The organism is Bordetella ansorpii, from assembly GCF_900078705.1.
Taxonomy (GTDB): domain Bacteria; phylum Pseudomonadota; class Gammaproteobacteria; order Burkholderiales; family Burkholderiaceae_B; genus Bordetella; species Bordetella ansorpii_A.
On record NZ_FKIF01000006.1, the window covers coordinates 258,332 to 280,577 of the forward strand.

19 protein-coding genes are annotated in these 22,246 nt (G+C 69.1%); 12 read left to right on the forward strand and 7 right to left on the reverse strand.

Annotated elements, in window-relative coordinates:
* Positions 1-11: 11 nt before the first annotated feature.
* The 4 genes from A6745_RS11595 to A6745_RS11610 all read right to left on the reverse strand — a co-directional run bounded on the left by A6745_RS11595 (position 12) and on the right by A6745_RS11610 (position 6,518).
* Positions 12-1,460, reverse strand: a complete 1,449-nt coding sequence (locus A6745_RS11595; RefSeq protein ID WP_066127052.1) for an MFS transporter — start codon at positions 1,458-1,460, stop codon at positions 12-14.
* Positions 1,461-1,539: 79 nt separating this feature from the next.
* The gene (locus A6745_RS11600; RefSeq protein ID WP_066127055.1) at positions 1,540-2,043 is read right to left on the reverse strand and encodes a peroxiredoxin; all 504 of its coding nucleotides are present in this window, start codon (positions 2,041-2,043) and stop codon (positions 1,540-1,542) included.
* Positions 2,044-2,252: 209 nt separating this feature from the next.
* Positions 2,253-3,152: a dienelactone hydrolase family protein gene (locus tag A6745_RS11605; RefSeq protein WP_066127058.1), complete on the reverse strand. Its 900-nt coding sequence runs from the start codon at positions 3,150-3,152 to the stop codon at positions 2,253-2,255.
* A 33-nt stretch (positions 3,153-3,185) separates the two neighbouring features.
* A complete protein-coding gene (locus A6745_RS11610) occupies positions 3,186-6,518 on the reverse strand; it encodes a DUF748 domain-containing protein (RefSeq protein WP_066127064.1) in 3,333 nt (1,110 codons plus the stop codon).
* 133 nt (positions 6,519-6,651) lie between these two features.
* Here A6745_RS11610 and moaC point away from each other — a divergent pair, with 133 nt between their 5' ends.
* The 5 genes from moaC (at position 6,652) to A6745_RS11635 (ending at position 9,641) form a co-directional block, all read left to right on the forward strand.
* The gene (moaC, locus tag A6745_RS11615) at positions 6,652-7,137 is read left to right on the forward strand and encodes a cyclic pyranopterin monophosphate synthase MoaC (RefSeq protein WP_066127067.1); all 486 of its coding nucleotides are present in this window, start codon (positions 6,652-6,654) and stop codon (positions 7,135-7,137) included.
* The gene (locus A6745_RS11620; RefSeq protein ID WP_066127070.1) at positions 7,118-7,369 is read left to right on the forward strand and encodes a MoaD/ThiS family protein; all 252 of its coding nucleotides are present in this window, start codon (positions 7,118-7,120) and stop codon (positions 7,367-7,369) included. Before moaC ends, A6745_RS11620 begins: the two co-directional genes overlap by 20 nt.
* A gap of 4 nt (positions 7,370-7,373) precedes the next feature.
* Positions 7,374-7,853, forward strand: a complete 480-nt coding sequence (locus A6745_RS11625) for a molybdenum cofactor biosynthesis protein MoaE (protein ID WP_066127073.1) — start codon at positions 7,374-7,376, stop codon at positions 7,851-7,853.
* On the forward strand, positions 7,850-8,365 hold the full coding sequence (moaB, locus tag A6745_RS11630; RefSeq protein WP_066127074.1) for a molybdenum cofactor biosynthesis protein B: 516 nt from the start codon (positions 7,850-7,852) through the stop codon (positions 8,363-8,365). Before A6745_RS11625 ends, moaB begins: the two co-directional genes overlap by 4 nt.
* A 67-nt stretch (positions 8,366-8,432) precedes the next feature.
* Positions 8,433-9,641 carry a molybdopterin molybdotransferase MoeA gene (locus tag A6745_RS11635; protein ID WP_066127079.1) on the forward strand — a complete coding sequence of 403 codons (1,209 nt, stop codon included), beginning with the start codon at positions 8,433-8,435 and terminating at the stop codon, positions 9,639-9,641.
* On the opposite strand, the gene mobA is transcribed toward A6745_RS11635, so the two are convergent.
* The 3 genes from mobA to A6745_RS11650 all read right to left on the reverse strand — a co-directional run bounded on the left by mobA (position 9,638) and on the right by A6745_RS11650 (position 12,552).
* Complete coding sequence (mobA, locus tag A6745_RS11640; RefSeq protein WP_066127083.1) at positions 9,638-10,255, reverse strand: molybdenum cofactor guanylyltransferase MobA; 618 nt, start codon at positions 10,253-10,255, stop codon at positions 9,638-9,640. The two genes, A6745_RS11635 and mobA, sit on opposite strands and share 4 nt — an antisense overlap.
* Complete coding sequence (moaA, locus tag A6745_RS11645; protein WP_066128739.1) at positions 10,248-11,372, reverse strand: GTP 3',8-cyclase MoaA; 1,125 nt, start codon at positions 11,370-11,372, stop codon at positions 10,248-10,250. The genes mobA and moaA overlap by 8 nt, the downstream gene beginning before the upstream one ends.
* Positions 11,373-11,460: 88 nt before the next feature.
* On the reverse strand, positions 11,461-12,552 hold the full coding sequence (locus A6745_RS11650) for a substrate-binding domain-containing protein (RefSeq protein WP_066127086.1): 1,092 nt from the start codon (positions 12,550-12,552) through the stop codon (positions 11,461-11,463).
* Between the two features lie 158 nt (positions 12,553-12,710).
* Between A6745_RS11650 and A6745_RS11655 the strand changes: the two genes are divergently transcribed.
* From A6745_RS11655 to A6745_RS11685, 7 genes are all read left to right on the forward strand, one after another.
* Positions 12,711-13,274: a formate dehydrogenase subunit gamma gene (locus A6745_RS11655; RefSeq protein WP_066127089.1), complete on the forward strand. Its 564-nt coding sequence runs from the start codon at positions 12,711-12,713 to the stop codon at positions 13,272-13,274.
* Positions 13,271-14,839 carry a formate dehydrogenase beta subunit gene (locus A6745_RS11660; protein ID WP_066127091.1) on the forward strand — a complete coding sequence of 523 codons (1,569 nt, stop codon included), beginning with the start codon at positions 13,271-13,273 and terminating at the stop codon, positions 14,837-14,839. The genes A6745_RS11655 and A6745_RS11660 overlap by 4 nt, the downstream gene beginning before the upstream one ends.
* Positions 14,840-14,852: 13 nt before the next feature.
* Entirely contained in the window at positions 14,853-17,729 is a 2,877-nt protein-coding gene (gene fdhF / locus A6745_RS11665; RefSeq protein ID WP_066127095.1) for a formate dehydrogenase subunit alpha, read from the forward strand.
* Positions 17,730-17,742: 13 nt separating this feature from the next.
* Positions 17,743-18,573 (forward strand): formate dehydrogenase accessory sulfurtransferase FdhD, encoded by an 831-nt coding sequence (fdhD, locus tag A6745_RS11670; RefSeq protein ID WP_066127097.1) that lies wholly within the window; start codon positions 17,743-17,745, stop codon positions 18,571-18,573.
* 13 nt (positions 18,574-18,586) lie between these two features.
* Complete coding sequence (locus A6745_RS11675; protein ID WP_066127101.1) at positions 18,587-18,838, forward strand: formate dehydrogenase subunit delta; 252 nt, start codon at positions 18,587-18,589, stop codon at positions 18,836-18,838.
* A 154-nt stretch (positions 18,839-18,992) separates the two neighbouring features.
* Positions 18,993-20,660, forward strand: coding sequence for an OFA family MFS transporter (locus A6745_RS11680; RefSeq protein ID WP_066127103.1), 1,668 nt, complete (start codon positions 18,993-18,995; stop codon positions 20,658-20,660).
* 372 nt (positions 20,661-21,032) lie between these two features.
* A complete protein-coding gene (locus A6745_RS11685) occupies positions 21,033-22,163 on the forward strand; it encodes a 50S ribosomal protein L11 methyltransferase (protein ID WP_066128742.1) in 1,131 nt (376 codons plus the stop codon).
* Positions 22,164-22,246 lie beyond the last annotated feature (83 nt).

A 22,246-nucleotide genomic window follows, 5' to 3' on the forward strand; every position in this document is an offset into this window, starting at 1 on the left:
GTCACGGCGGATCACGCATCGGCGCGAGGCCGCTGCAGGGGCGTTTCGGCGCCGGGGATCAACGCTTCCGACGTCGCGGCATCGGCCGCTTCCCGCGCCTGCGACACCGCCGCATCGTCCCCGGGCGCCGTCCCGGCCTCGGGCGCTGGCGGTGATTCCGTGGCGGATGCCGGCGGCGTCACCACGTCGGCCTGGGGCTCGGCCATTTCCATGGTGGTGTCCAATTCGGGATCGACCCGCGGGTCCAGCGTGACCGACGCGGGCGAGCTCTGCAGCGAATCCGGCATGGGCACGAAGTGCGTGGGCGCTTCATCGACCTGGTGCGCGCCGGTGACGCGGCCCGGCTGCACGCGCCAGACCAGGATGACTGCGCAGGCCGAAATGAACACGTAGTACATCGCCGGCCCGCCCACCGACATCAGGAAGCCCGCGATCAGCGGTCCCAGGCAGGCGCCCACCCCGTAGGTCATCAGCAGGATGGCGCTGAGGCTGACGCGGCGCTGCGGCTCGACGTGGTCGTTGGCGAAGGCGGCGCCCAGCGGGTAGAGGGTGAACTGCAACACGCCGAACACGCAGGACAGCGCGATCAGCAGCCAGTACGGCAGCGTGACGAAGCCCCACATCGCCACCGGCAGCAGCACCAGCAAGGCGGCGTTGAAGCGGATCAGGCCCGCGCGGTTGATGCGGTCGGACAGCCAGCCCATCGGCCATTGCGACAGCAGGCCGCAGGTGACGGCGGACGCCACGAACACCGCGATCTGCGAGGTCGTCAGGCCGTACTTCAGCGCGAACACCGGCGCCAGGCCGTAGAACGCGCCGGACAGGTTGCCCGCCACGAACAGCACCGTCAGCGACAGCGGCACGCGCTTCAGGTAGAAGCGCAGGTCCAGCGGCGCGGGCAAGGGCGTGGGCGGATGCGAGCGGGCGGTGATGGCGATCGGCACCAGGCACAGCACCATGCACATGGCCACCAGCGTCAGCGGGCCGTTGTCCATGTCGGCGTACAGCGTCAGCGCCAACTGGCCCAGCACGGTGCCCAGGCCGGACACGGCCATGTAGAGGGAGAACACGCGCCCGCGCTGGCTGTTCTCGGTCTGTTCGTTCAGCCAGCTTTCGATGACCATCAGCTCGGTCACCATCACCACGCCGGCGACGATGCGCAGCGGCAGCCAGTAGAGGGGATCGTCGATCAGCATCTGGCCCAGGATCATGCTGGTGGCGATGGCCGCGCAGGCCGAGAAGGCCCGTATGTGGCCGACCCGGATGATCAGCTTGTGGCCCAGGCGCGCGCCGCAGACCAGGCCGAAGTAGTAACCGGCCATCAGCAGGCCGATCCAGGTCTCGCTGACCTCGGCCTGCGACAGCCGCAGGCCCATGTAGGTATTGAACAGGCCCGTGCCGACCAGCATCAGCAAGGTGGCGCTGTATAGCGGGGAAAACGTCGAGAATGTGGAAATCATGGCAACTCGGCCGGTACGCGGCGGGATTGCCGGCCGGGACGCGCATGGCGTACCCGGCCGTGGGTGCGACGGAAAGGAATCAGGCTTGCGACAGCATCGTGTCGACGTCGCTGACCTCGAACTTGCCGGGGGCCTCGACGTTGAGCGCCTTGACCACGCCGTCCTCGATCAGGGCGGAATAACGCTGCGAGCGCACGCCCATGCCGCGCTGCGTCAGGTCCAGTTCCAGGCCCAGTTCGCGCGTCCACAGCGCGGAGCCGTCGGCCAGCATGCGCACCTTGCCGGCGGCCTGCTGCTCGCGGCCCCAGGCGCCCATCACGAAGGCGTCGTTGACCGACACGCACCACACTTCGTCCACGCCCTTTTCGCGCAGTTGCTCTGCCTTGGCGACGAAGCCGGGCAGGTGCTTGGCCGAGCAGGTCGGCGTGAAGGCGCCCGGCACGGCGAACAGCGCGATCTTCTTGCCTCGCACCAGGTCGGAAACCTGGAAGGCGTTCGGACCGAGCTGGCAGCCCTCGGTTTCGGTTTCGATGAATTCGGTCAGCGTGCCTTCGGGCACGCGATCGCCGACTTTGATGGTCATGGACCTCTCCGTGATGGGGAAATGGGAGCACGGCACTTCGCCGTGTCCGCCGCCTCAATCATAGATCGACTCGCCGGGCGACATGGCCCGTGATGCTGCAAGCTGCAACGACCGGAAACCGGTCTTGCCCCTGGGCATGCCTCTGGGCAAGGCCGGCACCGCGCCGCAACGGCCCGCAACGGCCTCGAACGAGCGTGACGGGGCTGCGCTCAGGCCGAGCCGCGACCGGCCGGCAGGCCGTGCGTGGCGAACCAGTCCATCATGCGCTTCCACGCCTGCTCGGCCTCGGTCTTGCTGTAGCTGGGACGGTAGTCGGCATGGAAGGCATGGCCCACGTCGGGATAGACGTCGATGCGCGAGGCGCGCGCGGCCTCGGGGCCCTTGGCCAGGGCGGCGCGCATCCTGTCCACGTCTTCCAGCGGAATGCCGGCGTCCTTGCCGCCGTAGGCGCCCAGCACCGGGGCGTTCAGCTTGTCGACCAGGCTGAGCGCCGAGGCGGGCTTGAGCTCGCTGGGCTGGCCGCCCAACTGGCCGTACCAGGCCGCGCCGGCCTTCAGCCTGGGATTGTGCGCGCTGTACAGCCACACATTGCGGCCGCCCCAGCAGAAACCCACGATGCCCAGTTTCTCGGCCGCGCCGCCTTCGGTGGCGGCCCATTTGGCGGTGGCGTCCAGATCGGCCATGACCTGGGCATCGCCGGCCTTGTCCACGACTTCCTTGCGCAGCGTGGGGATGTCCGTGTACTTGGACGGGTCGCCGTGCCGCGCGAACAGTTCGGGCGCGACGGCCAGATAACCCGCGTGCGCCAGGCGGCGGCACACGTCCTGGATGTACTCGTGCACGCCGAATATCTCGGACACCACCAGGAGAGTGGGCAGGTTCTTCTTGCCCGCCGGCGCCGCGCGATAGGCCGGCATGTTGCCGTCGGTGGTGGGGATCTGCACCTTGCCGGCGGTCAGCCCGCTGGCATCGGTGTGGATGGCGGTCTGCGCGTTGGCCTGGCCAGCCGCCAGCGCGAAGCCCGAGGCCACGCTGGTGACAATGAAACCGCGGCGCGACACGCGCAGCGGGGGCAACAGGCTGTCGAATTCGGGATCCTTGACTTCCATGGTGGTGCGAGCCTCCGGTAGTGACTAAGGGAATTACTGCAGCGAGAAATCGACACGCGTGGGCGGACCGCCATCCTCGATGCCCTGGGCATCGAGCCTGGGCTCGACCACGAAGATGCGGTCGGCCGGCCCCTGCGCCTGCAACGGTTCGTAGACGGCCCGCGCGCGCGCCTCGGCCAGATCGCGCAAGGCCTGCGGCCCGATGGGCGCGGCATCCAGCAGCATGGTTTCCATCTGCGCCGCCGGGATGGACTTGGACAGGCCGATGAAGTTCCTGGGCTTGTCCTTCAGATCCGTGGCATCGTAGACCTTTTCCAGGTACCTGGTTCGATCCTCGGCCGACAGCCGGACGCTTGCCGCGTCGGGCGTCCGGGTCCGGCTGGCGGTATCGCGCAGCTTGGCCTGGCGCATCTGCGCCTCCAGCCAGGCGTGACGCAGCGCGGATTCGTCGGTGGCCGGATCGGCCCGGCCCGTCACGTCCAGTTTCAATGCGGGACGGTCGTTCAAGGCTTTTGCCAGCGTATCGATGCGTTGCCGCGCATCGCCCGCCAGTTCCGCGCTGCCCGGCTCGAAAGCGATGAAAGACAGCTCCTCACCGCCGCCGCCGAAAGCCGAGGCCAGCAATCGGAATGGCGAGGCGATGGCCTTGCCCAGCAGGTTCGACACCACGCGCCACACCAGCCCGCCCACCGAGAACCGCGGATCGTCCAGCGAACCCGACACCGGCAGGTCCAGGTCGATATTGCCCTGGCTGTCCTTGAGCAGCGCCACGGCCAGCAGCACCGGCAACTGGATGGCGTCGGCGCTGTCCGTCTTGTCGCCGAAAGTCAGCTGGTTCAGCACCAGGCGGTTGCTGGCCTGCAGTTCGCGGTTCCTGATCTGGTAGTGCACGTCCAGCGACAGCTTGCCCCGCTTGATCGGATAGCCCACGTACTTTGCGGAATACGTGGTGAAGCGCGGCAGGTCCACGCCCTTGGCCGCCGCCTTCAGGTCGAGCGACAGGAATTTCTCGAACGGCTGCACGCTGCCCGAGACCGAGAACGGGGCGCTGCCGTAGACGCGGCCGCCCACGTTGACGCGGGCCGGCGCGGGCCGGGTGGACGAGACGCCCGACACCGTGCCCTCGATGCGGGACAGTTCCGCCGAATAGTTGGGCTTGACGAAGCGGTCGTTGAACGTCATGCGGCCGCGCTTGAGCGTCACGCTGGCGACGGCGATGTCGGGCAAGGCCCGCGCCTGACGCGCGGCAGGCGCGGCGGCGGGCCCACGCGCACGGGTCTGCGTGTCCTGCGTGATGGACCCCGCGGCCTGGCCCGGCTCGGCCACCAGGTCCAGCACGTTCAGGCGGCCCTCGGCATTGAGCAGCACGTTGCCGTAGAAATCTTCCAGCACGACGTCGCCCAGGTTCGCGCCGATGCGCTCGCCCGCCAGCGACAGGTCCATGCCGGACAGGCCCAGGTGCTTCCAGTTCAGGAAGTCGGCCTGGTTGACGCGGTCTTCGAGGTTCAGGTCGTTGACGTCCAGCGCGCCGCGCCAAGCGGCGCGCATGGGCGTTGCGCCATTGGCCGCCGCGAACTCGGCCTGGCCGCGCGCAGCCACCGAGACGCTGCGCACCGTGGCGTTCAGGCTGGAGGCCGCATAGGGCGCGAACGGCGTCAGGTCCAGGCCCGCCAGGTCGACGGAAGTCTTGACGGACAGCGGCTGCGGCACCAGGGTGCCCCGCAGGGCGAGGCTGGCGCCGCCTTGCAGGCCGGTGGCCTTCAGCGTGAAAGCCGTGGGCCGCGAACCCAGCGCCACATGATCGGCGGTCAGCGCCAGGCTGCCCAACGCGATCGGGATGGAAGGGGTGACGCCCTCGTCGCGCAGCGACAGGTTGGCCAGTTCCACCTTCAGGTCCTGCGCGGATACCTGCGTGCCGGCCAGCATCACGCGCGCCTGCGCGCCGAGGCGGCCATCCAGCAGTTGCACGGGGGACTGGCCCCGCACCAGGCCCGCGAAAGGCGCCAGGGACAGCCGCTCGACCGTCAGGTCCGCGTCCAGCGCCAGCGGTTGCAGCGTTACCGGCGTGGCCAGCCGCAAGCGGCTGCCGTCGGCGGGATTGTCCATGTATGCCCAGACGCGCATGGGCTGGCCGGCGGCCTGCGGGAAAGCCACTTCCTCGATGGCCACGGACAGTCCGTCCAGCGGGTAGTCCAGGCCAGTCGGCTCGTCGCGCACCCGGACGGCGGCATCGGTCAGGCCGATGCCGGCGACGTGGATTTTCCAGGGCGGTGGCTCGGCGGGCCTGGCCCCGGACGCGGGCGCCCCCACATGGGCCAGCGCGTTCACTACCCTGGACCAGTTCAATTGCCGGTTCGCATCGCGCTGCACCAGCGCCTGGGCACGCGCCAACTGCACCAGATGCATGTCCAGCGTGCCCGCCAGCGGCTCGAAGGCGATGCCCTGCACCCGCAGCGACTGCCAGGCCAGCAGCGGCGCGCCGCCCGCTTCGCGCAGGTCCAGGCCGCGCACGCCCGCCTCGCCCTGCACCCGGATGCGCGGCGCCGTGTCGGCAGGCTGTTCGAACAGCACTTGCAGATTCGAATCCAGCAGCCCCTTTTCCAGCTTGACCGGCAGTTTCACGGGCCACACGTCCGCCCACTTTTCCAGGTCGAGTCCGTCGAACTTCAGGTTCAGGCTATAGGACGGCGTCGTGTCGAAAGGCCGGGCCGTGCCGCCCAGTTCGAAGACGCTGCCGTTGATGCGCAGATGCACGCGGGGCAGCACGTCGATCTCGGTGGCGTGGCGGAACGTGGAGATGAAGGGCAGGCCGATCCGCAGATCGTCGATGACCTGCCGGCGGCCCGTGACCCGGTCGTCCAGGCTGATCGCGCCGCCTTCCAGCACCACGTTGCTCAGGGAGAAGCGCGGCAGGCCGCCGTCGGGCGGGCTGGGCGGGCGGGCGGCGGCCTGCTCGGCCAGGCGCTGCGGGATATCGGAGAAATTGAAGCGCGCCGCGTCCTCGCGCACCAGGGTCAGCTTGGGCTGGCTGACGCGTACCCGGTCGACCACCGGCGCCGCGCGCACCAGCGAGGCCCACGAGGCGCTGACGTCCAGCTCGACCACTTCCAGCAAGGGCGCGGCGCCGGGCTGCGCGATGGACAGTTCGTGCGCGCGCAGCGTCAGCGTGAAGGGGTTGAACCCGATGTGGCCCACGGATATCTGGCGGCCCAGCATGGCGGACACGTCATCGGTCAGCGCGCCGCGCACCACGTAGGGCACCAGCCATGCCGACAAGCCCAGCAAGGCCAGCATGGCCAGCGCAAGGACCAGGATGACTGTCGCGATACGGCGGCCAAACCCGGCGCCCGGCATCCGCAGCGGCATTGCGCGATCTCCCGACATGGACTGCGGGGGATTATCGCGCCCCGTCCCTGGCTCGTCTATCATAGGCGCGACAAGGCGGCTTCCCTGGCGAAGCCGTCCAACGAACCCACCCCTGCTCGATCAGAATATCCCTATGTCGTCCCCTCCCACGCTCAGCCACCTGGATGATTCCGGCCAGGTCCGCATGGTCGACGTCGGCGCCAAGTCGGACACCGATCGCGTGGCGATCGCATACGGCCGCGTGCGCATGAATGCCCACGCCTATGGCCTGCTGACCGCCCCCGGCCAGGGCAAGGGCGAAGTGCTCAATACCGCCCGCGTGGCCGCCGTGCTGGCCGCCAAGCGCTGCGCCGAGCTGATCCCGCTGTGCCACAGCCTGCCCCTGGCCTTCGTCGGCATCGACTTCGGCCTGCTGGACGACGCCCACGCCGTCGAAATCCGCGCCACCTGCCGCACGCAGTACAAGACCGGCGTCGAGATGGAAGCCATGACCGCCTGCAGCGTGGCCGCGCTCACCATCTACGACATGTGCAAGGCCGCCGACAAGGGCATCGTCATCGAACAGATACGCCTGGAATACAAGGCCGGAGGAAAAAGCGGTGAATGGCGCAACGGTTAATCTGCTCTACTTCGCCCGCGTGGCGGAACTGATCGGCAAGCGCTCGGAAAGCTGGCCGATTTCCGGCGTCACCACGGGCGCGCAATTGCTGGCCGAACTGCAGCAGCGCTATCCCCAACTGGGGCCCGCCCCGCGCCTGCGGCTGGCCATCAACCACGAACACGCCAAGAGCACCGAGCCGGTGCAACCGGGCGACGAGGTGGCCATCTTCGAGCCGGTCACCGGAGGCTGACGCCATGATCCAGGTGCAGGAAGCCGATTTCGACGCCGCCGCGCTGACGGCCGGACTGCGCGCCCGCACGGGCGCCCAGGCCGGCGCGCTGGTCACGTTCACGGGCTACGTGCGCGACTTCTCGCCCGACCAGCCCACCGGCACGCTGTACCTCGAACACTATCCGGGCATGTGCGAGCGCGAACTGGACAGCATCGCCGCCACCGCGCGCCAGCGCTGGAACCTGGCCGGCACGGTCATCGTGCATCGCGTCGGCGCGCTGTCCCGCGAGGCCCAGATCGTGTTCGTCGCCACGGCCAGCGCCCATCGCGGCGATGCCTTCCGCGGCTGCGAGTACATCATCGACGCGCTGAAGACGCGCGCGCCCTTCTGGAAGCGCGAGACCCTCGCTTCCGGCCAACAGTTCTGGGTCGAGCAACGCCAGGCAGACGACGACCGGACCCAGGCCTGGGAGGCCGGCGGTCCCCCCAAGGAACGACCATGACAGACCTCATCTCGCTGGGCTGCGCCGTGCTGACGGTCAGCGACAAGCGTACGGCGGGCGACGACACCTCGGGCAACCTGCTGGCGCAGAGCCTGGCGCAGGCCGGCCACGTCTGCGTCAGGCGCGACATCGTGCCCGAGAACCTGTATCAGATCCGCCGCGTGATCAGCGACTGGATCGCCGACCCCGCGGTGCAGGTCATCCTGACCTCGGGCGGCACGGGCTTCTCGCACAAGAACTCGGTGCCCGAGGCGGTGGCGCCGCTGTTCGACAAGGAAATCGCGGGCTTCGGTGAACTGTTCCGCCAGTTGTCGTATGCCGAGGTCGGCAGTTCGACGATCCAATCCCGGGCGCTGGCGGGCCACGCCAACGATACGGTCATCTTCTGCATGCCCGGATCGAACGACGCCGTGGCCCTGGCCTGGACGCACATCATCCGCGAGCAACTGGACAGCAGCTACAAGCCCTGCAACTTCGCCACCCATCTGCATCGCCGCGCCAACCCGGCCTGAGCTCGCCCGGCCACCGCCGGCCGGTGCGCGGTCTCCCTTCGTACAACAGGCATCCCCAGGTTTCTCCATGCTCGAATTCGATCAGGCACAGGCCCAGTTGGCCGACGCCGCGCCCGCTCCCACCCGCACCGAAACCGTCTCGCTGGCCGAGGCACCGGGCCGCGTGCTGGCCGTCCCGCTGGACGCCACGCTTGATCTGCCGCCGGCGGACAACAGCGCCATGGACGGCTACGCCATCCGCCATGCCGACTACCAGCCCGGCGCGCGCCTGCCCATCCAGCAGCGCATCTACGCGGGCGACATGCCCCGGCCGCTGGCGCCCGGCCAGGCCGCGCGCCTGTTCACCGGCAGCCTGATTCCGGAAGGCGCCGACACGGTCATCGTCCAGGAAGACACGCGCGAGGCCGACGGCCACGTCGAGATCACCGAAGCGCCCCGCGCGCTGGGCCAGCACATCCGCCGCCGTGGCGAGGATACCCGCGCGGGCCGGCCGCTGCTGGCCGCGGGCACCGTGCTGCAGGCCGCGCACGTGGCGCTGCTGGCCTCGCAGGGCCTGGCGGACGTGCAGGTCTACGCGAAGCTGCGCGTGGGCGTGCTGACCACGGGCGACGAACTGGTGCCGCCGGGCGCCGCGCGCGCCACCCAGCAGATCTACAACTCGAACGCCAGCATGCTGGGCGCGCTGGTGCGCGGCATCGGCGCCGAGCTGACGCAGGCGCTGCACGCCCGCGATGAAGAGTCCGACCTGCAGGCCGCGTTGCAGACGCTGGTGGACGACTGCGACCTGGTGCTGAGCGTGGGCGGCGTGTCGGTGGGCGAGAAAGACCTGGTCAAGCCCGCCATCGAATCCCTGGGCGGCGAACTGACGCTGTGGAAGGTACGCATGAAGCCGGGCAAGCCGGTGGCGCTGGCCCGCATCGAAGGCACGCCGCTGGTGTGCCTGCCGGGCAACCCGGTGTCCGCCTACGCGGTGTTCGCCGTGCTGGTGTCGCCGATGCTGCGCCGCATGCAGGGCCGCACCGAGATCCATCCGCCACTGTCGCGCGCCGCGCTGCGCATCGAACGGCCGCGCCAGGACAGCCGCGAGGAGTTCGTGCGGGTGCAGGCGCATGCGCTGCCGGATGGCGGCATGGAACTGACGCCTTACGGCAATCAGGGATCGGGCGTCATCAGTTCCCTGCCGTGGGCGACCGGGCTGGCCCGTCTGCCGGCCGATGTGCTGGTGCAGGACGGCGCACAGGTGCCCTACTACGACCTGCGGCACTGGCTGGCCTAGGAGTCTGCGGCGTAACGCCCGGCTTCCGACAGCTCCTGCGCCGTATTGATGTTCAGGAAGGCATGCGGGGCGGCATCGTCGAAGGCCACGTCGATCACGCCCGCGCGTTGCTGCCATAGCTCGACCTTGCGGTCTCCGGCCAGCAGATAGTCGCGCAGTCCGGGCGCCTGGTCCGTGCGGACCGCCATGCACACCGAATGCCGGCGGCCCTGCGCGCAGGCCACGGCGATGGGCGCGCCTTGCGCCTGCGCCGCGCGCACCAGGCGTGGCGCCAGATCGGCGGGCAGGAACGGCGTATCGCAAGATGCGGTGACCAGCCAACGCCCCGGCCAGGCCGCCAGGCCCGCCGCGACGCCCGCCAACGGGCCTGACCAGGCCGGCAGGCCGTCATCGTCGGACAATACCCTGCCCACGGCCGCATAACGTTCGAGATTGCGGTTGGCGCTGATCAGCAGGCCCTCGACCTGCGGCGCCAGGCGCAGCGCCACGCGCCGCACCAGCGGCACGCCGGCCAGCTCCAGCCAGCCCTTGTCGGCCTCGCCCAGCCGCGCACCGCGTCCGCCCGCCAGGATCAGGCCGCCGATGCCGGCCCGGGACGATGGGCGCTCAGCCACCGATGTAGCTCATCTCGACCTTGCGCGGCGCGGGCCCCGCCGGATCGGAATCCGACGCATGCCCCGCGCGCCGCTCGGAATAGTTGTCGGCGCGCGCCCCCCAGACCGACGCCAGGCGCGCGGCCAATTGTTCGTCGGATGCGCCTGAGCGCAGCGGGTCGCGCAGGTCGTGGCCCTGCGTGGCGAACAGGCACAGGAACAGCTTGCCCTCGGGCGACAGGCGCGCGCGCGTACAGCCTTCGCAGAAGGCATGCGACACGCTGGAGATGACGCCGATCTCGCCGCCGCCGTCCAGGTAGCGCCAGCGCTCGGCCACGCGGCCCATGGGATCGGTCTGCAGCGGCGCCAGGGGCCACACCGAGCCGATGCGCGCCAGCACGTCGGCGCTGGGCAGCACCTCGGTCAGGTTCCAGCCATTGGTGCTGCCGACGTCCATGTATTCGATGAAGCGCAGCACGTGTCCGGTATTGCGGAAACGCCGCGCCATGGCCACGACCTGGTCGTCGTTGACGCCGCGCCGCACCACCATGTTGATCTTCACGGGCGACAGCCCCGCCTCGGCTGCGGCATCGATGCCGCGCAGCACGTCATCGGGCGTGAACTGGCTGTCGCTCATGCGCGCGAACAGGGTGGGATCGAGCGCGTCGAGGCTGACGGTGACGCGGTTCAGGCCCGCCGCTTTCAGCGCGCGCGCCTTGCGGGCCAGCAGCACGCCGTTGGTGGTCAAGGTCAGGTCCAGCGGCCGTCCTTCCGGCGTGCGCAGCTCGGCCAGCAACCCGACGAGCGTCTCGATGTTCTTGCGCAGCAGGGGTTCGCCGCCGGTAAGCCGGATCTTCTCCGTGCCCTGCCGGGCGAACACGCCGGCCAGCCGCGCGATCTCCTCGAAGCTGAGCAGCGCGGAATGCGGCATGAAGGTGTAGTTGCCGTCGAACACTTCGCGCGGCATGCAATAGGTGCAGCGGAAATTGCAGCGGTCGGTGACCGAGATGCGCAGGTCGCGCAGCGGCCTGGCCCGGCGGTCGAGCAGGTCCTGGCCCGGCGCGGGCACGGGACCGGCGGGGAACGCTGCTGTGCCGTCGTTTGGACGGCGATCGGCCAGGAAAATCACTTTCGTCATGGGGAAATCATAGCGCGGCGGGCGCGAACGCTCCGTCATGGTCCATGGCTGGCGCTGTCCCGGGTTTTCCGGCCTCAGTGCCTTGTCGTCACTGCCTTGTCGTTGGGAAGGCCTCTCGTATCGTCTGCAGGCGGCCGGTTTCCGTGGCGTCATAGCCGATCAGTTGCCCGACATACCCGACGTACTCCGCGCTGCGCATGATGGCCAGCAGGTCCTGCATGGCGGGCGTGTCCAGCGACGTCTTCCGGATGGCGAAGAAGTAGCGCTCGCGCACCAGCGGGATGAAATCCAGCCCGAACCGCCAGGCTGCCGTTTCCACGCCCACCCCGGTATCCGCCATGCCGCTGGCGATGTGCGCGGCGATCGCCATGTGGGTGAACTCGTTGGTTTCGTACCCCTGCACCTGGCTGATCGAGACCCCTGCGCGCTCCAGCATCACGCCGACCAGGTAGCGCGTGCTGGAACCGATCTGGCGGTTGACGAAGCGGACGTCGGGGCGCGCCAGGTCGGCCATGCCGTCGATGTGCTTGGGGTTCCCGGGCTGCACGAACAGGCCGGTGCTGCGCGTGGCCAGGTGGATCAGCAGGTAGTCGTCGGGGTGCAGCCAGGCGGCGTAGCGGGACATGATGGCGGCCTCGAAATCGCCGCAGGGGATCTGGAAACCAGCCAGGTCGCATTCGCGGCGCTCCAGCGAGGCCAGCGCCTCGATGGCCGTGCGGTAGCGCAGTTCCAGGCCGGGGCTGCGGCCGCCCATGTGCTGCATCAGCGCCTCGACGGCGAAGCCGTGGCTGGCATGCAGGCGCAGGTGCGGCACGCTTTGCGGCAGGAGGCGCTGCAGTTCCTCCTGCAACTCGGATGCCATGCTTTCCAGCGTGGGCATCAGGCGGGCTTCGATGCGCCGATTGGCCCACAGGAGCCGCTGCGCGAATTCGGACAGGGTGGTGCCCTGGCGGCGCTTGGTGATCAGCAACTGGGTGCCGAAGATGCCCTCGAAACGGCGCAGCACGCCCCAGGCATGCCGGTACGACAGCCCACAGGCGCGGCAGGCGCCGGCGATGTTGCCGGTGGCGTCGATGGCCGACAACAGCGCCAGCACGTCCTGCAGCGGCAGGTCGCCGTCTTCGGGCGTGCCGGACAGCAGCCATTGCGGGCGCAGGCCCAGTTGGAACTTATATGTCATTTATTTCTTATTGAGACGCTGAAATTTCAGGATTAGAGTTAGCGCCATCGGGGTCTCGACTTTATTAATATGTTTTTTCAAGCATATTAATCACGCACAGACGCCAAGGCAATCACGAACAGGACCCGTCCGAAGGCGGGCCATAAAGGAGACAAGCCATGCGCCAGCGCGAGGCCAGGTCCGATCTGTCGTCCACGGGCGCCGCCCGCGGGGGCCCGCAATCCCTGGCGGATGCCCAGTCGTCCGAATCCGCCGACATCGCCGCCGCCGCGCGCGTGCTGGCCCGGTTGAAAGACCAGCCCGGCGCGCTGCTGCCCATCCTGCACGGCATCCAGGAAGACCTGGGCTGTATTCCGCCCGAGACGGTGGCGCTGATCGCCGAGGCGCTGCACCTGTCCCGGGCCGAAGTGCACGGCGTCATCACTTTCTATCCGCATTTCCGCCAGGCGCCGCATGGCCGGCACACGTTGGCGGTGTGCCGCGCCGAATCCTGCCAGGCCCTGGGCGCCGAGCGCCTGGCCGACCATGCCCGCGAACGCCTGGGCTGCGATTTCCATGCCACCAGCGGCGACGGCGCCTTCACGCTCGAACCGGTCTATTGCCTGGGCCTGTGCGCCCAGTCGCCCGCGGTGATGCTGGACGGCCGGCCGCACGCGCGGGTCACGCCGGCCCGCCTGGACCGCCTGCTGGACGCGGCGCGCGACGCGGAGGGTGTGCAATGAATCCCGTCACCCTCTACCTTCCCCGCGATGCCGCCGCGCTGGCCATGGACGCCGACGCGGTCGCCACGGCCATCGAGCACGAGGCGAAGCAACGCGGCCAGGCCGTGAAACTGGTGCGCAACGGCTCGCGCGGCCTGCTGTGGCTCGAACCGCTGGTCGAGGTGGCGACACCGGCCGGCCGCATCGCCTATGGCCCTGTGCAGCCCGAGGACGTGCCGGCCCTGTTCGATGCGGGCTGGCTGCAAGGCGGCGCGCACGCGCTGTGCCACGGCCTCACCGACGACATTCCCTACCTGAAGAACCAGGAGCGCCTGACCTTCGCGCGGGTCGGCATCACCGACCCGCTGTCCACCGAGGACTACCTGGCCCACGGCGGCATGGCGGGCGTGCGCCGCGCCATCGGCATGACGCCGCAGGCGATCGTGGACGAAGTCACGCAATCCGGCCTGCGCGGCCGGGGCGGCGCGGCCTTTCCCACGGGCATCAAGTGGAAGACGGTGCTGTCCTCGCCCGCCGACCAGAAGTACATCGTGTGCAATGCCGACGAGGGCGACTCGGGCACCTTCGCCGACCGGCTGCTGATGGAAGGCGATCCGTACGTGCTGATCGAAGGCATGACCATCGCCGGCCTGGCCGTGCAGGCGACGATGGGCTACCTCTACGTGCGCTCCGAGTATCCGCACGCCATCGCCACGCTGGAAGCCGCCATCGAGCGCGCCCGCGACGCCGGCTGGCTGGGCGACGACGCGCACGGCAGCGGGCGGCGCTTCGACCTGGAAGTGCGCAAGGGCGCGGGCGCCTACATCTGCGGCGAAGAGACCTCGCTGCTGGAAAGCCTGGAAGGCAAGCGCGGCGTGGTGCGCGCCAAGCCGCCGCTGCCCGCCATGCGCGGCCTGTTCGGCAAGCCCACCGTCATCAACAACGTGATCTCGCTGGCCTCCGTGCCCATCATCCTGGCGCGCGGCGCGGCCTTCTACCGAAACTACGGCGTGGGCCGCTCGCAGGGCACCCTGCCCTTCCAGCTGGCCGGCAACCTGAAGCACGGCGGGCTGGTGGAAAAGGCCTTCGGCCTGACGCTGCGCGACCTGCTGTACGGCTTCGGCGGCGGCAGCGCCACCGGGCGGCCATTGCGCGCGGTGCAGGTGGGCGGACCGCTGGGCGCCTACCTGCCCGAATCGCAATGGGACGTGCCGCTGGACTACGAGGCCTATGCCAAGATCTCGGCCATGATCGGCCACGGTGGCCTGGTGGCCTTCGACGACAGCGTCGACATGCTGCGCATGGCCCGCTACGCCATGGCGTTCTGCGCGGTGGAGTCGTGCGGCAAGTGCACGCCCTGCCGTATCGGATCGACGCGCGGCGTCGAAACGCTGGACAAGATCGCCGCGGGCGGTCCCGCGCGCGAACAGCAGGTGCATCTGCTGCGCGACCTGTGCGACACCATGCTGGGCGGCTCGCTGTGCGCGCTGGGCGGGATGGCGCCGTACCCGGTGCTGTCCGCGCTGAATCACTTCCCCGAAGACTTCGGCGTGTCCGCCGACCACGCCGCCACGACGGCGGCTTGAAGGAGATCACGCCATGCTCGAAACCGTCGTCAAGCGCGACCGCGACCTGGGCACCCCGGCCCGGGTGTCCGAAAAGCTGATCACCCTGACCATCGACGGCCAGGAGATCTCGGTGCCCGAGGGCTCCTCGGTGATGCGCGCCGCCGCGCAGGCCGGCATCAACATCCCCAAGCTGTGCGCCACCGACAGCCTGGAAGCCTTCGGCTCGTGCCGCCTGTGCCTGGTGCAGATCGATGGCCGCCGCGGCTATCCCGCCTCGTGCACCACGCCCGTGGAAGAAGGCATGGTCGTGTACACCGAGACGCCCAAGCTGCATGACCTGCGGCGCGGCGTGATGGAACTGTACATCTCCGACCATCCGCTCGATTGCCTGACCTGTCCCGCCAACGGCGACTGCGAACTGCAGGACATGGCCGGCGTGGTGGGCCTGCGCAACGTGCGGTACGGCTACGAAGGCGCGAACCACCGGCACGAGGCCAAGGACGAATCCAATCCGTACTTCACGTACGACCCGTCCAAGTGCATTGTCTGCAACCGCTGCGTGCGCGCCTGCGAGGAAACGCAGGGCACCTTCGCGCTGACCATCTCGGGCAAGGGCTTCGACTCGCGCGTGTCGGCAGGCCAGGACGAAGCCTTCCTGGAAAGCGAATGCGTGTCGTGCGGCGCCTGCGTGCAGGCCTGTCCCACCGCGACGCTGCAGGAGAAGACCGTCATCATGATGGGGCAGGCCGAGCACTCGGTGGTGACCACCTGCGCCTACTGCGGCGTGGGCTGCGCCTTCAAGGCGGACATGAAGGGCCAGGAAGTGGTGCGCATGGTGCCGTGGAAGGACGGCCAGGCCAACCGCGGCCACTCGTGCGTGAAGGGCCGCTTCGCCTGGGGCTACGCCACGCACAAGGAGCGCGTGCTGAAGCCCATGATCCGCAAGCACATCAGCGATCCGTGGCAGGAAGTGTCGTGGGACGAGGCCATCGGCTACGCGGCGTCGGAATTCCGCCGCATCCAGGGGCAGTTCGGCCGCGACGCCATCGGCGGCATCACGTCCTCGCGCTGCACCAACGAAGAGACCTGGCTGGTGCAGAAGCTGGTGCGCGCCGCCTTCGGCACCAACAACGTCGATACCTGCGCCCGCGTGTGCCATTCGCCCACGGGCTACGGGCTGAAGCAGACGCTGGGCGAATCCGCCGGCACGCAGACCTTCGACTCGGTGATGCACACCGACGTGGTGATCGTGATGGGCGCCAACCCCAGCAGCGGCCATCCCGTGTTCGCCTCGCGCCTGAAGCGGCGCCTGCGCCAGGGCGCGCGGCTGATCGTCATCGACCCGCGCCGCATCGAGCTGGTCAGCTCGCCGCACATCAAGGCCGACTACCACCTGCAGGTGCGGCCCGGCACCAACGTGGCCCTGCTGTCCTCGCTGGCGCACGTCATCGCCACCGAGGGCCTGATCGACGAGGCCTACGTGGCCGAGCGCTGCGACACCAAGGCCTTCAACGAATGGCGCGAGTTCGTGTCGCGCCCCGAGAATTCGCCCGAGGCGATGGCAGCCACCACCGGCGTGCCGGCCGACGCCGTGCGCGGCGCCGCGCGGCTGTACGCCACCGGCGGCAACGGCTCCATCTACTACGGCCTGGGCGTGACCGAACACAGCCAGGGCTCGACCACCGTCATGGGTATCGCCAACCTGGCCATGGCCACCGGCAACGTCGGCCGCGAAGGCGTGGGCGTGAACCCGCTGCGGGGCCAGAACAACGTGCAGGGCTCTTGCGACATGGGCTCGTTCCCGCACGAACTGCCGGGCTACCGCCACATCTCGGACGACGGGGTGCGCGCGCAGTTCGAAGCGGACTGGGGCGTGACGCTGCAGCCCGAGCCGGGCCTGCGCATTCCCAACATGTTCGAGGCGGCGCTGGCCGGCAGTTTCAAGGGCCTGTACTGCCAGGGCGAGGACATCGTGCAGTCCGATCCGAACACGCAGCACGTCGCCGCCGCGCTGGCCTCGATGGAATGCATCGTGGTGCAGGACCTGTTCCTGAACGAGACCGCCAAGTACGCGCACGTGTTCCTGCCGGGTTCGTCGTTCCTGGAGAAGGACGGCACCTTCACCAACGCCGAGCGCCGCATCTCGCGCGTGCGCAAGGTGATGGAGCCCAGGAACGGCAAGGCGGACTGGGAAGTGACGGTGGCGCTGTCCAACGCGCTGGGCTACCGCATGGACTACACGCATCCGCGCCAGATCATGGAAGAGATCGCGCGGCTGACGCCCACGTTCGCCGGCGTGAGCTACGAGAAGCTGGACCGTCTTGGCAGCCTGCAATGGCCCTGCAACGACAATGCGCCCGAGGGCACGCCCATCATGCACATCGACCATTTCGTGCGCGGCAAGGGCAAGTTCATGATCACGCAGTACATCCCGACCGACGAGCGCAGCACGCGCAAGTTCCCGCTGCTGCTGACCACGGGGCGCATCTTGTCGCAGTACAACGTGGGCGCGCAGACGCGCCGCACGCCCAACGTGGCCTGGCACAGCGAGGACCTGCTGGAGATGCACCCGCAGGACGCGGAAGACCGTGGCGTGGACGACGGCGACTGGGTGGGCATCCAGAGCCGGGCGGGCCAGACCGTGCTGCGCGCCATCATCACCGACCGGGTGCAGCCGGGCGTGGTATACACCACGTTCCACTTCCCCGAATCGGGCGCCAACGTCGTCACCACCGACAACTCGGACTGGGCCACCAACTGCCCCGAGTACAAGGTGACGGCGGTGCAGGTGACCCGCGTGTCGCAGCCTTCCGAGTGGCAGCGCCAATGGACGCGCTTCTCCGACATCCAGGAAAAGCTGCTGCGCGAACGGGCCCGCGAGAACGAAGCGGCGCTCAGCGGGAAATAAACGCCTACCCGCCATGGACCGCATGCCCGACTCTCAAGCCCCCCGCACCGACAGCGCCCAGGTGCGCATCACCCGCGTGCGCGCGGGCGCCCTCGCGCCTAAGCCGCAGGACGACCACGTCGCCGAGGAAACCCCGGTGGCGCTGGAGTTCAACGGCATCAGCCACGCCACCATGCTGGCCACGCCGGCCGACCTGGAGGACTTCGCGATGGGCTTCGCCCTGACCGAGGGCATCGTCGGCAGCGCCTCGGACGTGCGTGGCATCGAACTGCGGCCGCAATGCGACGGCATCGTGGTCGAACTGGAGATCGCCACCGCCTGCGCCGTGCGCCTGCGCGAGCGCCGGCGCGCCATGGCCGGGCGCACCGGCTGCGGGCTGTGCGGGGTCGAGACCCTGCCCGAAGTGCTGCGCGACGTGCCCTCCGTCACGGCCAACGCGCCGATCGCCGTGGGCGCGGTGCTGCGGGCCATGCGCGAGATGCGCACGCGCCAGTCCCTGCACGACCTGACCGGCGCCACCCATGCCGCGGGCTGGGCCCGGCTGGACGGCACGATCGAGCGGGTGCGCGAGGACGTGGGCCGCCACAACGCGCTGGACAAGCTGATCGGCGCCCTGGCCCGCGAAGGGCGCGACGCCTCGGCCGGCATGATCCTGGTGTCCAGCCGCGCCAGCTTCGAAATGGTGCAGAAGGCCGCGTCGGCCGGCGCCGGCGTGCTGGCGGCGGTGTCCGCCCCCACGGCGCTGGCCATCCGCACCGCGCAACGCGCCAACCTGACGCTGCTGGGTTTCATGCGGCAGGCCGACGCGTCGATCTACACCCATCCCGAACGCATCGTTCCCTAATGGCGCAGCCCACATGGATATCGGCAACCTGATCCGCATGGCCAACCGCATCGGCGATTTCTTCGCGGCCCTGCCCGACCGCGACGAAGCCGCCGAAGGCGTGGCCAACCACATCCAGAAATTCTGGGAACCGCGCATGCGCCACGCCCTGCTGGATTTCCTGGCGGACCATCCGGACGGCGACGCCGGCGCGCAGCAATTGCACCCCCTGGTGCTGGCGACGGTGACGGCGCAACGCGCCCGCCTGACGCCGCGCGGGGTTTAGGCACGACACCCGCGTTCCCCTTCGTACCGGGCCGGGGCAGAATACCGCCCCCTTGAAAAGCAGCAGTCCGAAGGCGCAGCGTGATCCGATTCATCGACGCAGAACGATTACATACAAAAGCGGCAGACAGCCGCGACCTAGGAGGAGACCCACAATGAGCCAGTCCACCACGCTCGACCTGCCGGGCCCGCGCCCGGGCATCCTGGCCAAGGAGCGCACCATCGCCGGCCCCGGCTTCAGCCGATGGCTGGTGCCGCCCGCCGCCCTCGCCATCCACCTGTGCATCGGCATGGCGTATGGTTTCTCCGTCTTCTGGCTGCCGCTGTCGCGGGCCGTGGGCGGCTCGGCGCCGCTGGCCTGCCCCAAGGACATGAGCCTGCTGGCCGAACTGTTCACCACCTCGTGCGACTGGAAGATTTCCACGATGGGCTGGATGTACACGCTGTTCTTCGTGCTGCTGGGCTGCTCGGCGGCGCTGTGGGGCGGCTGGCTGGAACGCGCCGGCCCGCGCAAGGCCGGCGTGGTGTCGGCCGTGTGCTGGTGCGGCGGCCTGGTCGTTTCGGCCATCGGCGTCTACCTGCACCAGATGTGGATGCTGTGGCTGGGCTCGGGCGTGATCGGCGGCATCGGGCTGGGGCTGGGCTATATCTCGCCCGTCAGCACGCTGATCAAGTGGTTCCCCGACCGGCGCGGCATGGCGACCGGCATGGCCATCATGGGCTTCGGCGGCGGCGCGATGATCGGCGCTCCGCTGGCCGACCTGCTGATGCGCCACTTCGCCACGCCCACTTCGCCCGGCGTGTGGCAGACCTTCCTGACCATGGCGATCATCTACTTCGTGTTCATGATGTCGGGCGCCATGGGCTACCGCGTGCCGCCCACGGGCTGGAAGCCGGAAGGCTGGACGCCGCCCGCCAGCCAGGCGAACAACGCCATGATCACCCAGGGCCACGTGCACGTGAAGCGCGTGTGGAGCATTCCGCAGTTCTGGCTGGTGTGGCTGGTGCTGTGCCTGAACGTGACGGCCGGCATCGGCATCCTGGGCATGGCCTCGCCGCTCCTGCAGGAAGTGTTCGGCGGCATCCTGATCGACAAGCCGCAACTGGGCTACGCCGACCTGGACAAGGCGCAACTGGCCGCCATCGCCGCCATCGCCGCGGGCTTCACCGGCCTGCTCAGCCTGTTCAACATCGGCGGCCGCTTCTTCTGGGCCAGCCTGTCGGACAAGCTGGGCCGCAAGCTGACCTACCTGACCTTCTTCGTGCTGGGCTTCGTGCTGTACGCGTCGATTCCGTGGTCGGCGCATGCCGGGTCGCTGGCGCTGTTCGTGGGCGCGTTCTGCATCATCCTGTCGATGTACGGCGGCGGCTTCGCCACGGTGCCTGCCTACCTGGCCGACCTGTTCGGCACGCAGATGGTGGGCGCGATCCACGGCAGGCTGCTGACGGCGTGGTCGGCGGCGGGGATCTTCGGGCCGGTGCTGGTGAACTACATCCGCGAGTACCAGCTGTCGCTGGGCGTGCCGCGCGCGCAGGTGTACGACATCACGATGTACATCCTGGCCGGGATGCTGGTGCTGGGCTTCCTGTGCAACCTGGCGATCCGGCCCGTGGACAGGAAGTACTTCATGACGGACGAGGAACTGGCGCGCGAGAAGGCGCTGGCGCACGAGCGGGCGGCGGCAGCCGAGGTGCGGGGACAGTCGACGTCGACGTTCCGCACGCCGATGGCGCTGGTGCTGGCGGCGTGGGCCTGCGTGGGGATCCCGTTGGCCTGGGGGATCTGGATCACGTTGCAGAAGGCGGTGGTGTTGTTTCACTGACCAACGGCGCTTGCTCGCAGCGCTTGTATTGTTGAGTTCCCAAGACGCCGTAGACGTACCTGCGAAGTCCCGTCCTCGCGCTTTCGCGCTGCGGGCGCGACTTCTCCGGCACGCCTACGGCTCCCGGCACATCAATGCGACGGACGTATCCTGCCCATCGGATGCGGGGTGCCTTGCACGAAGGCCGGTATAAGACGGCCTGAGCCGCGGTCATGGCGGAGAAGTCGCGTCCGCAGCGCGAGGACGAGAGTCCGCAGCCGTGGCCGCGGCGCCCGAGAACCCCGATCTGCGCCAAGCTAAAATGACGGAAACGGCGCTCCCGCCATCTACCCGCATTTGCGTGCCGCCCGGCATGCGGACGTCGACCACTCCGTGACTGAACAATCCCCCTTCCCCCTCCTGACCTGGACCGAATCCGGCGCCGAACATCAGTTGCGCTGGCGTTCCGAACGCGGCCTGCCGCCGCCCGTGCGCGTGATCACCGCCGACGACACCCTGGCGGCCGACGCGGCGTTCCGGCTGGCCAGCGAGGGCACCGCGCTGCTCTGGCAAGGCGACTTCCAGAACGCGCGGCTGTTGCTGCAGGCCATCGCGCGGCGCATCGACAAGCGCGCCAAGCCCATCGAGGGCGAACCGCGTGACCGCTTCAACCGCTATCGCATGGCGCAGGCGCAGCGGGCGCGCACGCTGGGCATGCTGCTGGTGCCGGTGCAGGCGGACCATTCCATCACGCTGCGGCGCGCGCCCGACGTGCAAGCGGCCTGCCAGGAAGTCTATGGCGACGTGGCCGAGGCCTACGCGATCTCGCTGCGCGAACTGCAAGGCCTGATCGGCGCGCACGAGTGGCGCCACAAGGGCGTGGAAATCGGCCCGCTGGCCGGGCGCATCCATCCGCACTATGGCGTGTTCTCGCCGGTGCGCGGCGAGTATCTGGACCTGATCGCCCGCGCGCCGCTTCCCACCGACGAACTGGCGTTCGACGTGGGTACGGGCACCGGCGTGCTGGCGGCCGTGCTGACCAAGCTGGGCGTGAAACGCATCATCGCCACCGACCAGGACGACCGCGCGCTGGCCTGCGCGAAAGACAACGTGGGCCGCCTGGGCTTGAAGCAACGCATCCTGGTCAAGCGCGCCGACCTGTTCCCCACCGGCACCTCGCCGCTGATCGTGTGCAACCCGCCCTGGCTGCCGGCCAAGCCCGGATCGCCGCTGGAGCACGCGGTCTACGACCCCGACAGCCGCATGTTGCGCGGCTTCCTGCAAGGCTTGCGCGACCATCTGACGCCGGATGGCGAAGGCTGGCTGATCATGTCCGACCTGGCCGAGCGCCTGCAACTGCGCGCCCCGGGCGACCTGCTGGCCTGGATCGATGCGGCGGGCCTGAAGGTGCTGGAGCGCATGGACGCCAAGCCGCGCCACGGCCGCGCGGCGGACGCCACCGATCCGCTGCATGCGGAACGGTCCAGGGAGGTGACATCGCTATGGCGGTTGGCGACGGCTTGAAGATCAGGGATGGGGTGCCTAGCGAAATCGTGCTGCCACAGAAGTGAGTACGCGGCAGTCCTGGCATGCCAGTTCTTGATGCT

What these genes read in the sequence shown, in the direction of transcription:
- A6745_RS11595 (WP_066127052.1), bottom strand. Translation starts at nt 1,460, where the DNA reads ATGATTTCCACATTCTCGACGTTTTCCCCGCTATACAGCGCCACCTTG.
- A6745_RS11600 (WP_066127055.1), bottom strand. Translation starts at nt 2,043, where the DNA reads ATGACCATCAAAGTCGGCGATCGCGTGCCCGAAGGCACGCTGACCGAA.
- A6745_RS11605 (WP_066127058.1), bottom strand. Translation starts at nt 3,152, where the DNA reads ATGGAAGTCAAGGATCCCGAATTCGACAGCCTGTTGCCCCCGCTGCGC.
- A6745_RS11610 (WP_066127064.1), bottom strand. Translation starts at nt 6,518, where the DNA reads ATGCCGCTGCGGATGCCGGGCGCCGGGTTTGGCCGCCGTATCGCGACA.
- moaC (WP_066127067.1), top strand. Translation starts at nt 6,652, where the DNA reads ATGTCGTCCCCTCCCACGCTCAGCCACCTGGATGATTCCGGCCAGGTC.
- A6745_RS11625 (WP_066127073.1), top strand. Translation starts at nt 7,374, where the DNA reads ATGATCCAGGTGCAGGAAGCCGATTTCGACGCCGCCGCGCTGACGGCC.
- moaB (WP_066127074.1), top strand. Translation starts at nt 7,850, where the DNA reads ATGACAGACCTCATCTCGCTGGGCTGCGCCGTGCTGACGGTCAGCGAC.
- A6745_RS11635 (WP_066127079.1), top strand. Translation starts at nt 8,433, where the DNA reads ATGCTCGAATTCGATCAGGCACAGGCCCAGTTGGCCGACGCCGCGCCC.
- moaA (WP_066128739.1), bottom strand. Translation starts at nt 11,372, where the DNA reads ATGACGAAAGTGATTTTCCTGGCCGATCGCCGTCCAAACGACGGCACA.
- A6745_RS11650 (WP_066127086.1), bottom strand. Translation starts at nt 12,552, where the DNA reads ATGACATATAAGTTCCAACTGGGCCTGCGCCCGCAATGGCTGCTGTCC.
- A6745_RS11655 (WP_066127089.1), top strand. Translation starts at nt 12,711, where the DNA reads ATGCGCCAGCGCGAGGCCAGGTCCGATCTGTCGTCCACGGGCGCCGCC.
- A6745_RS11660 (WP_066127091.1), top strand. Translation starts at nt 13,271, where the DNA reads ATGAATCCCGTCACCCTCTACCTTCCCCGCGATGCCGCCGCGCTGGCC.
- fdhF (WP_066127095.1), top strand. Translation starts at nt 14,853, where the DNA reads ATGCTCGAAACCGTCGTCAAGCGCGACCGCGACCTGGGCACCCCGGCC.
- fdhD (WP_066127097.1), top strand. Translation starts at nt 17,743, where the DNA reads ATGGACCGCATGCCCGACTCTCAAGCCCCCCGCACCGACAGCGCCCAG.
- A6745_RS11675 (WP_066127101.1), top strand. Translation starts at nt 18,587, where the DNA reads ATGGATATCGGCAACCTGATCCGCATGGCCAACCGCATCGGCGATTTC.
- A6745_RS11680 (WP_066127103.1), top strand. Translation starts at nt 18,993, where the DNA reads ATGAGCCAGTCCACCACGCTCGACCTGCCGGGCCCGCGCCCGGGCATC.